General features: G+C 46.5%; 13 protein-coding genes. 7 read left to right on the top strand and 6 right to left on the bottom strand.

Going from position 1 to position 14,269, the window contains the following annotated elements; genetic code table 11:
- Window positions 1–58 precede the first annotated feature (58 nt).
- Window positions 59–268 (bottom strand): LysM peptidoglycan-binding domain-containing protein, encoded by a 210-nt coding sequence (locus AC0THY_RS12900; RefSeq protein ID WP_489991008.1) that lies wholly within the window; start codon window positions 266–268, stop codon window positions 59–61.
- Between the two features lie 170 nt (window positions 269–438).
- Between AC0THY_RS12900 and aroC the strand changes: the two genes are divergently transcribed.
- Window positions 439–1,539: a chorismate synthase gene (aroC, locus tag AC0THY_RS12895; protein ID WP_489991007.1), complete on the top strand. Its 1,101-nt coding sequence runs from the start codon at window positions 439–441 to the stop codon at window positions 1,537–1,539.
- Window positions 1,540–1,736: 197 nt separating this feature from the next.
- On the opposite strand, the gene AC0THY_RS12890 is transcribed toward aroC, so the two are convergent.
- Window positions 1,737–2,798 carry a lactonase family protein gene (locus AC0THY_RS12890; protein WP_489991006.1) on the bottom strand — a complete coding sequence of 354 codons (1,062 nt, stop codon included), beginning with the start codon at window positions 2,796–2,798 and terminating at the stop codon, window positions 1,737–1,739.
- A gap of 294 nt (window positions 2,799–3,092) precedes the next feature.
- On the opposite strand from AC0THY_RS12890, the gene AC0THY_RS12885 reads away from it, so the two are divergent.
- The 5 genes from AC0THY_RS12885 (at window position 3,093) to AC0THY_RS12865 (ending at window position 8,057) form a co-directional block, all read left to right on the top strand.
- Entirely contained in the window at window positions 3,093–3,632 is a 540-nt protein-coding gene (locus AC0THY_RS12885; RefSeq protein WP_489991005.1) for a helix-turn-helix domain-containing protein, read from the top strand.
- Between the two features lie 72 nt (window positions 3,633–3,704).
- A complete protein-coding gene (gene potA / locus AC0THY_RS12880; RefSeq protein WP_489991004.1) occupies window positions 3,705–4,778 on the top strand; it encodes a spermidine/putrescine ABC transporter ATP-binding protein in 1,074 nt (357 codons plus the stop codon).
- Window positions 4,768–5,583, top strand: a complete 816-nt coding sequence (locus AC0THY_RS12875; protein WP_489991003.1) for an ABC transporter permease — start codon at window positions 4,768–4,770, stop codon at window positions 5,581–5,583. Before potA ends, AC0THY_RS12875 begins: the two co-directional genes overlap by 11 nt.
- On the top strand, window positions 5,580–7,463 hold the full coding sequence (locus AC0THY_RS12870) for an extracellular solute-binding protein (protein ID WP_489991002.1): 1,884 nt from the start codon (window positions 5,580–5,582) through the stop codon (window positions 7,461–7,463). Before AC0THY_RS12875 ends, AC0THY_RS12870 begins: the two co-directional genes overlap by 4 nt.
- Window positions 7,464–7,550: 87 nt before the next feature.
- Window positions 7,551–8,057, top strand: coding sequence for a flavin reductase family protein (locus AC0THY_RS12865; RefSeq protein WP_489991001.1), 507 nt, complete (start codon window positions 7,551–7,553; stop codon window positions 8,055–8,057).
- 80 nt (window positions 8,058–8,137) lie between these two features.
- Here AC0THY_RS12865 and AC0THY_RS12860 read toward each other — a convergent pair whose 3' ends face one another.
- Window positions 8,138–9,505, bottom strand: a complete 1,368-nt coding sequence (locus AC0THY_RS12860) for a sodium-dependent transporter (protein ID WP_489991000.1) — start codon at window positions 9,503–9,505, stop codon at window positions 8,138–8,140.
- 307 nt (window positions 9,506–9,812) lie between these two features.
- On the opposite strand from AC0THY_RS12860, the gene AC0THY_RS12855 reads away from it, so the two are divergent.
- Window positions 9,813–10,694: an RluA family pseudouridine synthase gene (locus tag AC0THY_RS12855; RefSeq protein WP_489990999.1), complete on the top strand. Its 882-nt coding sequence runs from the start codon at window positions 9,813–9,815 to the stop codon at window positions 10,692–10,694.
- Here the strand turns inward: AC0THY_RS12855 and AC0THY_RS12850 are convergent, their stop codons facing one another.
- From AC0THY_RS12850 to AC0THY_RS12840, 3 genes are all read right to left on the bottom strand, one after another.
- Entirely contained in the window at window positions 10,695–13,100 is a 2,406-nt protein-coding gene (locus AC0THY_RS12850) for a COG1361 family protein (protein ID WP_489990998.1), read from the bottom strand. It abuts the gene before it with no gap.
- Window positions 13,101–13,341: 241 nt separating this feature from the next.
- On the bottom strand, window positions 13,342–13,839 hold the full coding sequence (locus AC0THY_RS12845) for a heme-degrading domain-containing protein (protein WP_489990997.1): 498 nt from the start codon (window positions 13,837–13,839) through the stop codon (window positions 13,342–13,344).
- A 72-nt stretch (window positions 13,840–13,911) separates the two neighbouring features.
- The gene (locus AC0THY_RS12840) at window positions 13,912–14,256 is read right to left on the bottom strand and encodes a hypothetical protein (RefSeq protein WP_489990996.1); all 345 of its coding nucleotides are present in this window, start codon (window positions 14,254–14,256) and stop codon (window positions 13,912–13,914) included.
- Window positions 14,257–14,269: the final 13 nt, after the last annotated feature.

Genomic DNA, 14,269 nt, shown 5'->3' with positions numbered 1-14,269 from the left:
CTCTTTGGGTAAAATATTCTGGTTTTTGTATACTATTGCCATTATAAATATTAATATTCTATTTGTCAATCGGTATTGGAATAACAATGGGACGGATTTTGGGTATACACAGTTCATCTCCAATTTGAAGATTGTATACATTCACATAGGGATTTGCGAACATCAGCGCAGATACCGTAACCCCGTATTTTTTTCCCAGTTTGTACAGCGTATCGCCCTTTTCAATGACATGTATGAAACCAATGCAGCGTCTGAAATTTTCTGCCACGAGCCTGCTCCTTTATAAAATACTCTCATTAAATAATATGCAGCGTACAAGGCTTATGTCAAAATTTATGCAAAAACTCCCGGTTACTATATACTTTTCTTCAAATTGAGGCATTGAAAACCTCATCTTTATTCTGTATAATGGGAAAAAACAGTTGATGAGGTGAAAAGATGGCAGGCTCTACATTTGGAAATATATTTAAAATTACAACCTGGGGAGAATCCCATGGAAAAGGTATCGGTGTGGTGGTGGACGGATGTCCCGCAGGTCTTTCTCTGTCTGAGGAGGATATACAGAAATATCTGGACCGCAGAAAACCGGGACAGAGCCGTTACTCCACTCCCCGCAAGGAGGAGGACTGTGTGGAGATTCTCTCGGGACTTTTTGAGGGAAAAACTACGGGTACACCCATCTCCATGGTGGTCTACAACAAAACCCAGCGCTCTAAGGATTACAGTGAGATCGCCAACTATTACCGCCCCGGTCACGCGGACCTTACCTACGATATAAAGTATGGCTTTCGGGACTACCGTGGGGGCGGCCGCTCTTCCGGCCGGGAAACCATCGGGCGCGTAGCGGCAGGTGCCATCGCATGTAAGATTTTGGACCAGCTGGGGGTGCGTATCCTGACTTACACAAAGTCCATAGGTCCTGTGACGGCGGACCCTGCAAGGTTTGACCCCATGACTGTGTTTGACAATCCCCTCTATATGCCGGATGCTGAAGCTGCCGCAAGGGCGGCCGAATACCTGGATCAGTGCATAAAAGCGCAGGATTCCTCCGGTGGAATGATTGAGTGTATTGTCAAAAATATGAAACCCGGTGTGGGCGACCCGGCTTTTGAGAAGTTGAGCGCCAATCTGGGAAAGGCAATACTCTCCATTGGCGCTGTCAAAGGCTTTGAAATAGGAGACGGGATGGCGGCGGCCGAGGCCACCGGAAGCGCCAACAATGACCAGTACACCCTCTCCCCAGACAAAAACAGGATAAAGCTCACCAACCACTCGGGCGGCATTCTGGGGGGTATCAGTGATGGGAGCGACATTGTACTGAGGGCCGCGGTGAAACCCACTCCCTCCATAGCTGCCGCACAGTCTACAATTACCCGGGACGGCAAAAGTATACAGGTAAATATTAAGGGGCGTCATGATCCCGTCATAGTCCCCAGGGCCGTGGTGGTAGTGGAAGCTATGGTGGCAATAACACTACTGGATATGATGTTCTGTTCTGTAAACTCAAAGATGGAAAATCTAATCCGGTTTTTCCGCTGACAGCAAAAAGGGACTTTTTTTCTTAAACAAAAACAGCCACCGAGGTGACCGGTGGCTGTTTTCTTAGCAAAATTACATATCTACTCCAATTAAAGGGGTGTAATGTAAATTTTTATTTACGCCATTAAAGGGGTTAATGCCGCATGACTTTATTTTACATGAACCGACTTTTTCTGTCAAGTTCTTCTCCTCATTTCTTACTCCTGGTCCCCCACTTTTGAGATCAAAATACAGTTGGGCGTCTCAATTTTAATCGGCTTTCCATGCATGGTCATAATCTTCTTTTCATAGTCAATGCGGAAGAATGTGATATCGTTCGACTCGTGGTTGAGTACCACCAGTGTCCTCTCATCCGGAAACACGGCCACATCCTTGGGATATTTGCCGCTGATCGGAAGAATAAAGAGCTGATCCAGCATCCCCGTGTCCGGATTAATGCGAAAAACTCCGGCGCTGTTGTCCCCTGCTGTGGAGCAGTAAAGGTACTTCCCGCTTGGAGAAATGCGAAGTCCGGATGCCGCACACGCGCCTTCCGCAGCGTCCATTACAGTGCTCACGGTCTGTATCAGCTCAAACTGGGGAGATTTTCCGTTGCCGTCATAGGTGTATACCAGAATCTCATTGCTCAATTCGCAGATCACATAGGCATATTTTCCGTCACGGCTGAAACGAATCCACCGTGGACCGGACTCCAGTTTACAGCGTAGGATGTCGTAGAGCTTTAGCTTACCGGTTACCGGATCTACTGTGTACAGCTTGATTTGGTCAATTCCATTGTCCACCACGCAGAGATATTTACCGTCCGGCGTGGGCATTGCACAGCTGACATGAGGTCTGAAATTTCTCTCTGCCACACTTCCCAGTCCCTGGTGAAAGATTCCATCCATCACACTGCCCAGGCGGCCGTCCTGGTGAATACGCACCACCGTAATCTTTCCATCGTGATAACCTGCCACAAAAAGGAACTTACCGTCAATGTCTGTGGAGAGAAAGCATCCGCGCATGCCGTCTATGCCCACCTTATTGATCTCCGACAGATCCCCGTTCTCGTCAATCTTCAACACTTCCACGCCCTCATCCGCAATGGAATACAGATACTTTCCATTATTGGACTTTGCGATATGGGAGGCATTGTTAACTGGGATCACATTCCTCTCTGTCATATATCCGTTTTCCACATCCAGATCATATACATGTATACCGATACTGCTTCCATGGGTGTAGGTCCCCACATACGCGATGTATTTATCTTTGCTCATCTCTATTTTCCTCCTTGTTTTCTGTCTGTCAACTTGGCTTGTTTTTATCTTACCATAAACTCTTTCTTTTGTTAATAGCAATTACTTGTTTTTCCATAACTATTCAACAGGTCTGTACATTTACTGCACTGACCGTAAGAAAATGATTCAGGAGTGTAAAAATCCTATCAAAAATGTATTGACATTGGGATACGAATCTGTATAATCAGTTTTAGTGTCAAGTTTATTTTTACTAAACTTTGAGTTTATTTTTACTGTCACTCTCTAAAAGGACCGTAAATCAAGGAGGTCTCTATGAATATAGGCGCAAAAATCAAGGAACTGCGGGTCGCAAAATCCCTGACTCAGGAGGAATTGGCCGACCGTGCAGAGCTCTCCAAGGGCTTCATCTCCCAGTTGGAGAGGGATCTCACATCCCCATCCATTGCCACACTTATGGATATTCTTCAATGTCTGGGTACAAACCTCAACGAATTTTTCTGCGACACGGACCAGGAGCAGATTGTGTTCCACCCAGATGACTATTTTGAAAAAGTTGACACGGAATTGTCCAACAAGGTTGAATGGATTATACCAAATGCGCAGAAGAATATTATGGAGCCTATCCGTCTCACTCTGGAGCCGGATGGTTCCACTTACCCGGATCTGCCCCATGAGGGGGAGGAATTCGGGTATATTCTGAGCGGTTCTGTGATTCTTCACATAGGAAACCAGACATTTAGGGCCAAAAAGGGGGAATCTTTTTATTTTGTCCCGTCGAAGCGCCACTATATCGAAAACAGAGGCAAGGTGCCCGCTGTCCTGATCTGGGTCAGCTCACCTCCCAGCTTTTAGTCAACACCCCCGCTGCAAGCACGGCTGCTTTGCCCGTTGCCCGCGGGAATAAACGTTACCAGGAGGACTCTTATGAGCAACAAATTAATTGATCTGATCAACATTACCAAATCCTATGGCAATCAGACCGTACTGGATGAACTGAATCTCTATATCCGAGAAAATGAGTTTCTTACGCTTCTAGGCCCTAGTGGATGCGGAAAAACCACTACCCTGCGCATCATGGGCGGATTTGAAAGTCCTGACTCGGGAAAGGTGATCTTTGACGGCCAGGATATCACTAATCTCCCGCCAAATAAGCGCCAGCTGAACACCGTTTTTCAGAAATACGCCCTGTTCACCCATATGAGTATTGCGGAGAACATTGCCTTTGGCCTGAAGATCAAGGGGAAGAGCAAGGAGTATATTGATGATAAAATTAAGTATGCCCTGAAACTTGTGAACTTAGACGGCTACGAAAACCGCTCCCCGGAATCTCTGAGCGGAGGCCAGCAGCAGCGCATTGCAATAGCCAGGGCCATTGTCAATGAACCCAAGGTTCTGCTCCTGGATGAACCCCTGGGAGCTCTGGATTTAAAGCTTCGCCAGGATATGCAGTATGAGCTGATCCGCCTGAAAAATGAGCTGGGGATTACCTTTATCTATGTGACCCACGACCAGGAGGAAGCCCTGACCATGTCGGATACCATTGTAGTCATGAACCAGGGATACATCCAGCAGATCGGAACTCCGGAGGACATCTACAATGAACCTGAGAACGCCTTTGTGGCGGATTTTATCGGTGAGAGCAACATCATCGCAGCAACTATGATTCAGGACAAACTGGTGAAGATTCTGGGCGTTCCCTTCCCCTGTGTGGATGTGGGGTTTGGCAAAAACCGTCCGGTGGATGTGGTTATCCGCCCGGAGGATATAGACCTGGTGAAGCCTGAGGAAGGCCTGATCCAGGGCGTAGTCAGCCATCTGATCTTCAAGGGTGTACATTATGAGATGGAAGTGATGGCCAACAACCACGAATGGCTGGTGCACAGCACAGATATGTTTCCCGTTGGCACAGAGGTGGGAATCCGGGTTGATCCTTTTGACATCCAGATCATGAACAAACCGGTATCTGAGGACGAGGAGGCGGTAAACATTGAAGAATAAACGGCTCCTGGCAGGGCCTTATCTGTTTTGGTCAATCAGCTTTGTGGTGATTCCTCTGCTTATGATCTTCTACTATGGACTCACAGATGCAGACGCTGCCTTTACCTTGTCAAATATTGCCAAGATCACCACTGCGGAGAACTTAAAGGCCCTGGGTATGGCTCTGCTGCTGGCCTTCATCAGTACGGTTATCTGTCTTTTGCTGGCCTATCCTCTCGCAATGATTTTGGCAGGGAAAAATGTAAACCAGTCCAGCTTTATTGTCCTGATCTTTATCCTGCCCATGTGGATGAACTTTTTGTTGAGGACTCTGGCCTGGCAGACTCTTTTGGAAAAAACCGGAGTGATCAATAATATCCTGGGGGCACTTAACCTGCCCTCTTTAGATATCATCAACACGCCCTACGCCATTGTACTGGGTATGGTATACAACTTTCTGCCTTTCATGGTGCTTCCCATTTATAATGTGCTCATAAAGATTGATCCAAATGTGATCAATGCAGCGCGGGATTTAGGCGCCAACAATATACAGACCTTTTTTAAGATTACTCTGCCGCTCAGCACACCCGGTATCATAAGCGGCATTACCATGGTGTTTGTTCCGGCGCTCACTACCTTTGTGATCTCTGACCTTTTGGGAGGCGGAAAGATTCTGCTGATCGGCAATGTCATAGAGCAGGCCTTTAAGCAGAGCAGCAACTGGAATGTGGGCAGCGGTCTCTCCCTGGTTTTGATGGTATTTATTATTGCCAGTATGGCTGTTGTGGCCAAATATGACAAGGATGGGGAGGGAACAGCGTTTTGATCAAGAAATCACTGGAAAAGATCTATTTGGCTTTGATATTTATACTGCTGTATGCCCCCATTGTCACTCTGATGGTGCTCTCCTTCAACGCCTCCAAGACAAGAGCAAAGTGGGGCGGCGCTACCCTGAAATGGTACTATGAACTCTTTCAGAACAACGCCATAATGAACGCACTCTACAGCACTCTCCTGATCGCACTGATTTCCGCTCTCGCTGCCACTGTCATAGGGACCGCAGCTGCTATCGGTATTCAGGGAATGAAAAAGAAATTCCGCACTCTCTACATGGGACTTACCAATATCCCTATGCTGAACGCTGAGATTGTCATGGGTATCTCCCTGATGCTGCTTTTTATCGCGTTTCGGATTACACTGGGGTTTGGAACCATACTGATCGCGCATATTACCTTCAATATTCCCTACGTGATCCTGAGTGTTATGCCCAAGCTCAAACAGACCAGCCGGCATACGTACGAGGCAGCTCTGGACCTGGGTGCTTCCCCGGTCAGGGCATTTTTCAAGGTGGTATTCCCTGACATTATGCCCGGGGTGCTCTCAGGGTTTATGCTGGCCTTTACCATGTCCCTGGATGACTTTGTGATCACCCATTTTACAAAGGGACCTGGCATTGACACCCTGTCCACCAAGATCTACTCTGAGGTGAGAAAGGGGATAAAGCCTGAGATGTATGCCCTCTCCACCATTCTCTTTTTGACTGTTCTGATCCTGCTGATCCTCATCAATGTGTCTCCCAAATCTGAAGGGAAGGCAAAGCCGGTCCAGAAGGTGATCACCAGACGCAGCCGAGCTGTCTTTTTCCTGCTGCGCAGGGCACTGCCCGTGGCTATGGTTCTGTTGATTGTCTGCGGCGGCTTTTACTACGCTTCCAGGGGAACCATGTCTACGGACAACAAAGTCATTGTTTACAATTGGGGGGAGTACATGGACCCGGAGGTGATCACACTCTTTGAGGAAGAAACGGGAATAGATGTGATTTATGAGGAATATGAAACAAATGAGATCATGTATCCCAAAATACAGTCCGGAGCCATCGCCTATGATGTAGTCTGTCCCTCTGACTATATGATTCAAAAGATGGTTGACAATAACCTGCTGGCGGAAATCAATTATGAGAATGTTCCAAATCTTAAAAATATCGGAACAGCTTACATGGATAAGTCCAGGGAGTTTGATCCTCAGAACAAATACTCGGTCCCCTACTGCTGGGGTACTGTAGGAATTCTCTACAACAAGACAATGGTGAAAGAGCCCATTGACAGCTGGAGTGTACTCTGGGATGAAAAATACAAAGACAATATCCTGATGCAGGACAGCGTCCGGGATGCCTTTGGTGTAACGCTAAAGTATCTGGGCTATTCTTTAAATTCAACGGATTTGGATGAACTTACAGAGGCAACCAATATGCTGATACAGCAAAAGCCCCTGGTGCAGGCATATGTGATTGACCAGGTAAGGGACAAAATGATTGGAAACGAGGCGGCAATCGGTGTGATTTATTCCGGGGAAGCCATCTACACACAGTCAGAGAATCCGGATCTGGAATATGTCATTCCCAAGGAGGGATCTAATATCTGGATTGATTCCTGGGTCATACCCAAAAATGCGGAGCACAAAGAAAATGCAGAGGCATTCATCAATTTCCTCTGCCGTCCGGACATTGCACTTATGAACTTTGACTACATCACATACTCAACCCCCAATGTGGAAGCGCGCAAATTGATAGAGGATGAAGAAATCCGAAACAGTGCCATCGCATTTCCCGATGATTCCGAGCTGGAGCGCTGCGAAACCTTCCATTATCTGGGCGAAGACGCTGAGGTGGTTTACAATGAACTGTGGAATAAAGTAAAATCAAAGTAACAATTCAACAGGTCAGCGCATATAATGCGCTGACTGTAAGAAATAATTCAGGAGTGGAAAACTCCCATCACCAAAGGAGAATTAACTATGAATTTCAAAGAAATCAAACCGGAAGAGCTTCCGAAAAACGCATTTACTATGATAGGAAAAGAATGGCTGCTGGTTACAGCAGAAAAAGAAGGCAAAGCCAACAGTATGACCGCCTCCTGGGGCGGTGTGGGAGTGATGTGGGGCAAAAATGTAGCCTTTGTGGTGATCCGTCCCCAGCGCTACACCAAAGAATTCATTGACGGCTCAGATACCTTTTCACTCTCTGTCCTGGATCATTCCCACCGCAAAACGCTAAGTTATATGGGAAGCGTATCTGGCAGAGACGAAGATAAAATCCAGAAGTCCGGTCTCACCATCTCCCACGATGGAGAGACACCTTACTTCTCAGAGGCCAACACCGTGCTGATCTGCCGCAAGCTCTATGCCCAGGAGTATAAACCGGAATGCTTTATTGATCCTGAGCCTGAACAAAAATGGTATCCGGATAAAGACTATCACACCATGTACATCGTGGAAATTCAAAAAGTACTTGTGCAAAACTAACAAAAATTTAAATTTCGACCGGGTCATTTTTCAAAACCGACCAGGTCAGTTTTGAAAAATGACCCGGTCGGTTCTGAAATTTAGATAAATTTTGTAATATATCCCATAACAAAAATCACAATGACTATGAGTGGCAGAATATACTTCACATATCCCTTCATCCACCTTGGAAATTTCATCCCTTTTCCCGTATTGGCCTCTGCAAGGAAGTTGTCAAATCCCCATCCAATCTTGTAAGTACAAAACAAAAGATAGATTAGACTTCCAAACGGAAGCAGATTATTGCTGACTATAAAGTCCTCGAGATCTAACACATTACTCCCCTCCCCAAAGGGCGTAAACCCACTGAGTACGTTAAATCCAAGCACACAGGGCATGGAGAGTACTATGATGCCTATCAAATTGCAGACTACAGCTTTCTTTCTGCTGCACCCTGTTAAATCCATTGCAAAGGAAATAATATTTTCAAATACCGCGATTATGGTGGACAGGGCCGCAAATGACATAAATAGGAAGAATAAGCTTCCCCACAGTCTGCCTCCCGCCATCTCATTAAACACATTCGGCAGGGTGATAAAAATTAGTCCGGGCCCGCTGTTGGGTTCTACGTTGTAAGCAAAACACGCTGGAAATATAATCAATCCTGCCATCAATGCCACAAAGGTGTCCAGCACTGTGACGCTGACTGCCTCTCCCATCAGAGAGCGCTCTTTTCCAATGTAACTTCCAAAAATCGCCAGTGCCCCGATTCCCAGACTAAGAGTAAAAAATGCCTGGCCCATGGCCGCATAAATCACTTCTCCCAGCCCTGCATCCATAAGCTTTCCAAAGTCAGGATACAGATAAAATTTCAGCCCGGCCTGCCCTCCTGGCAGAAGAACAGAGCGCACTGCCAACACAATCATTAGCACCAGAAGACTGACCATCATTACTTTGGTAATCTTCTCAACACCATTTTTTAGTCCTTTTGCACAGATGGCAAAACCTATCACAACCACAAGCACCATAAACCCGGTCATAAGCCACGGCTGACCCATCAGCTCACCGAAAGCCCCCTGCACTTGTTCTGTGTTCATACCCTCAAACTGACCTGTAGCCATCTTTATAAAGTACAGAATCATCCAGCCACCGATGGTTGTGTAAAACATCATAAGCAGATAATTTCCCGCCATAGCTCCCCATTTGTACCAATGCCATTTAGTCCCCTTCGGCTCCAGCACATCAAAGGACAAGGCAGCACTTTTCTGGCTCCCCCTCCCCACGGCAAACTCCATGACCATAATGGGAAGCCCCAGAATCAGCAGGAAGAACAGATAAATAAGCACAAATGCCGCTCCTCCATAAACTCCCGTTATGTATGGAAATCTCCATACATTGCCCAGACCAATGGCACATCCCGCTGAAATAAGGATGAATCCAAGCCTTGAGCCAAACTTCTCTCTCTCCATTTGTTCCTCTCCTTTTCTTTATCAGTTTGTCGCGCAAAAGCGCAATTCAGATACAATCTTTGTACCTGAAGCTAACTCATATTGTACAAGATTTCCACTTAGTTGAAAAGGAAAAGATAGGAATTTGGCTAATTTTGGTCACACTTTAAAGCGTCTAATTAGTGCCGCTTTAAAGTTCTGATACTCTCCTTATTTTCCAAAATATTGACACGCTTTACACTCTGTTGTATAGTCGTAACAGTGCAGTAAATGTGCAGTTCTGTTAAAATACCTTTGTTTCGTTTATAAAAAGCCAAGGAGCTCTCTCATGAAAAGAACTTTAGAATATCATATAACTGACATAGATACCGGAAAAAGTATCGGCTGCTTTCTCAGGGCAAAGGGCTTTTCCAGACATATACTAACTAGTCTTAGGGAAACCCCAAGCAGCATATGCCTCAACGGAAGTCCGGCATTTACAAATCAGATACTCTCCCCAGGAGATCGCGTCACAATCCTGCTTGCGGAAGAAAACACCTCCACCACCATCCGTCCGATTCCTATGCCCCTTTCAATTCTGTATGAGGATGAGGATCTTTTGATTGTCAATAAGCCCGCCGATACCCCGATCCATCCCTCTTTCAACAATCATGAAAATACCCTTGCAAATGGTATTGTTTGGCACTTTTCAAGCCAGGGCATCCCCTTTGTATACCGCTGTATCAACCGACTGGATAGAGACACCACCGGACTTTTAATTGTAGCAAAGCATATGCTGAGTGCTGCCATCTTATCACAGATGGTAGCAAGCCGGGAAATACACAGAGAATACCAGGCCATTGTTTCCGGGATTTCTCCTTTGGAAGGTACCATAGACGCTCCCATTGCCAGAAAAGAGGGCTCTCTACTCGAGCGCTGTGTAGACTTTGAAAATGGCGCTCCTGCAGTGACCCACTACCGCAGAATTGCATGCAAAGATAACTGCTCCCTCGTATCCCTGCAACTGGAGACAGGACGTACCCATCAGATTCGCGTGCACATGAAATACCTGGGTTATCCCATTCTGGGAGATTACCTGTATTATCCACACACAGAAAGAATGCAGCGCCAAGCGCTGCACTCTCATTGTTTAGAGTTCTCTCACCCAATCACCGGAAGCTCACTGTGTTTCACAGCCCCTCTTCCATCTGATATGGCTTGGATACTCTGACTATTCTTTTTGGCTTCTGCGCTTTCTGTTCTTGGAGATCAGAACTCCTCCGATGCAGATTACGCAGACCGCACAGATAATGATCAGCATAGCAATGGGAGATTCATCCCCTGTCTTTACCGCTGTTTTTGTGTTTCCATTGTTCGTCTTCTGCACAGTTCCGTTCACGATATGGAAGTTCACTGACTTGGTGTCTGTCGTCTGATCTGACTCCCATTTGCTTCCATTGTACACCTGTCTATTGAAGGTAACTTTCAACGTGTAGGTTCCGTTGTTGAGAATCTTGAAGGTTCCCTCATAAGATCCGCCGGTAAAGCTGGTGGTACGGTCAATAATCCAACTGGTTGGTTCGTATCTCACATCCCCTTTCTTGGGGCTGCTGTTGTCCATGCCGCCGCCGACTGCCTTAAAGGTCAGGTTGGTGTTAGCATTGTAATACTTTCCTTCCTCTATTCCAGAAATCTTATTCTCAGATTTACTTGGAACTTCCGGGTCATGTGCCTTTACGGTTACCTTGATGGAAGTCTCCAGAGAAACACCATCTGGATTGCTGACTCCGTCAGGCAGAGTCACTTTTCCCTTTACGGTAAAACGCTGCTTTGTAAGCGTATACTTGCTGTAGTCTGTGCTTCCCACATCCCAGGTAACCTTAGCCTTCTTCTCACCATCTGCGGTCTTGATCCTTACCTTCTCAGGCAGTCCCAAAGAACTGGCGAGTTTTGCCCGGCCGTTTTTGGCGGTTACCTCCGAGGGCTTTACAATGCTGATAAGCTTGTTGCCTGCCACTGTGAACAATACTTTCACCTCACCGGATGCACTTGCCTGATCGGTCGTTACTTTAATTGTATCCTCATAAATCCCCTTTTCCAATCCTGCTTTCGGCTGTACTGTAAAGGTTGCTTTTGCTCCCGGAGCCAACTCTGCCGCGGAGAGTGTGCCCACATTGAAATTTACTGCTGTGGGCTGGGTGAGTTTCAAAGCCGCGTTTCCTAAGTTCACAATTTCAACTGTCTTTGCCTCCGGCTGCTTATATCCAATGGTCAAAGCGCCAAAGTCATACTGGGCAGGAGATACGCCGATTGCATAGTTCGCAGCATCCTTCACCGCGAAATTCGCAGTGATTTCAGCAGAAGTATTGTGGTCTGTTGCTACGGTGATCTTCTCCTGATACGTTCCCGCTGTCAACCCTACCTTTGGCTGAACCGTAAACTCTGCTGTCTCACCAGCCTCCAGCTTCGCCTTGCTCAATCCACTAACCACAAAATTCTTTGCCGTAGGATTCGTGAGACTGACGCTGGAATTTCCAGTATTTTTCACTTCAAATTTCTGCGCCTCCGGTGCAGCGTACCCTGTTGTCAAAATTCCGAAATCCTTGGATGCAGGAGTCACCGCAACGGTGTAGGCAGCTTCCGCCACATGAAGCTTTACTGTCAAAGTATAAGTTGTTCCCTTAGTGTCCTTGATTACCAGCGTACCGGCATAATCACCGACTGCTTTCCCGTCAGTCACATTTACCTTAAAAACAACGGAACCGCCGGCGGCAATCTTGTCACCCACCTTCAGGTTGGCACACCCGGTTAAAATATCAGAAGGGGTAATCTCTGCAATCTCAATCTCCGCTGCTGTCTCATTTTTGAGAGTAATTTCCTCAGATTTTCCTGCGTATCCTGACACATAGTTCAGTTCCAGGATCTGCGGTGTTAAGGTCACGCTGCCTGTATCCTTGGCCTGTTTATTATCCGTCTCCTTGGATGTGTCTTTGGGGTTTTGAGTATCCTGGGTCTCTTTCTGAGTCTCTGCTTCCTTGGAGGGTTCTGTCTCTTTACCCTTGTCAGGCTCCTTTGCCTTCTCAGTTTCTTTGGCTTTTTCGGTCTCCTTAGACCCTTCCGATGCTTTTTCTGTCTGAGTTTCTTTTGTCTCTGCCGTCTCTTTTGTGCTGCCGGTTTCCTTAGAGTTCTCGGATGACTTTGTTTCCTCCGTGCTCTTCTCGGTTTCTTTCTCGCTCTTCTTGTCCTTTTCGCTGTCCTTAGATCCTGTTACCTCTTTTGTCCAGCCAGACACAAGGCTTTTGTCCGAGTCCTTGTTCTCCTTAACAGAAACACGGAACACACTTCCTGCATCCTCCTGTTTCAGAGTATAGGTTGTCTTTCCGTCTCCCACATTTTTCGCCTTGCTGTCCGAATCTCCTTTGGCCTTTTTCTGCCATTGAACGACTGCCTTATCTTTATCGGAGAGCTTGGAGAGGTCCGCACTCAACTGCTTTCCGGCCTCCGTTGTTCCTGAAACGGAGACCGTAGGTTCCGCTGATTTAGCGTCCTTACCCTCACTGTCGGCAAAAGCCTGTAAAGGCAGCATGCCAAGCACCAGACAGAGGGTCAAAAGTACTGAAAATAAACGCTTTTTCATAAAAACACCTTCTTTCTTTTTCTTGTAGTTTGCCCTTTCTTTCTACCTTTATTTTACTCTTTTCCCATTAGAACCACAAGTAAAATACTTGTAAATTAATAATTCTTAATAAAATAAAAGGCCGTATAAAAACAAAACGCCGAAGCTCCCATATAGACAGACATTCCACTGCCTTCAAGGCCGCTCCGGCACTATATTTTTACTGTTTTTCAAATACTATTTGCCTGTACGTCAGATCTCTTCACAGCTCTCTTGGAATCCTGGGTACCTCATCAATATGCAGATACCTGCTGACACATTTTACGATCAGCTCGTGGTCTGACACATGATCCAGGCCGGAAACTACAATGGTGCCAATCACTCCCACTTCCTCAACGCGAACGGGAAAACCGCCTCCACAGGCAGCGAACTTTTTGGAATCCAGGAACCAGTCCCCCAGATTCTCTTCGCTTTTCTGAAGCATCATATAAGTGTGGAGGCTGCTGTGCTCCAGTGTTTTCACTGTATTGACTTTTCTTGCCATCCAGTTCTCATTGTTCAGGTTGGTTCCGTCTGAAGCGTATTGGAACACCGTAAAACCATTGTTCAGCCGAATACTCACCGCCACGGGAAAATGTTTGCGCTTGGCCTCCGCTGCAATGATACAGCCCAATTCCCATGCGTCCTCATTGGTGAAATGTGAAAACTGTAAAATTTCCTCCTGCATTTCCAGTACAGTGATTGCTTCATCGATTGTCATATTACCACTCCTCCAGTTATATTCTTAAAACCACCATTTTATATTTGTATTATAGCGCACCCCTCTCATTTTTTAAAGTCTTTTTCTCTTTAAAGAAAGAACCTCCTGGCAGTCCTTCTCGTCATATGCAGGACTTTTCACAGCGAAAAAACTTCCATATCGATCCAGGTTCTTTCTGGCAGGAGCATAACCAGGGTCCAAAGCCCACGCCGCTCTGAAATGGCGCATGGCTCCTGTGTGGTCTCCCTTCTTTTCCAACAGTATCCCGTACAGATTGTGGGGCTCCGCTGCATCCGGGTATTTTCCCATGACCTCACGGACCATTTTTCTGCACTGCTCTATATTTTCCCAGGTACAAAGCCCCCGGACTGTCTCACACAGTTCAAATAATTGTTCCCTCTCTCTCAAATCTCTCATAATACTTACCTCC

It is taken from the genome of Ruminococcus sp. 8Y-12, from assembly GCF_058119865.1.
This window is presented reverse-complemented; position numbering and strand designations above follow the sequence as displayed.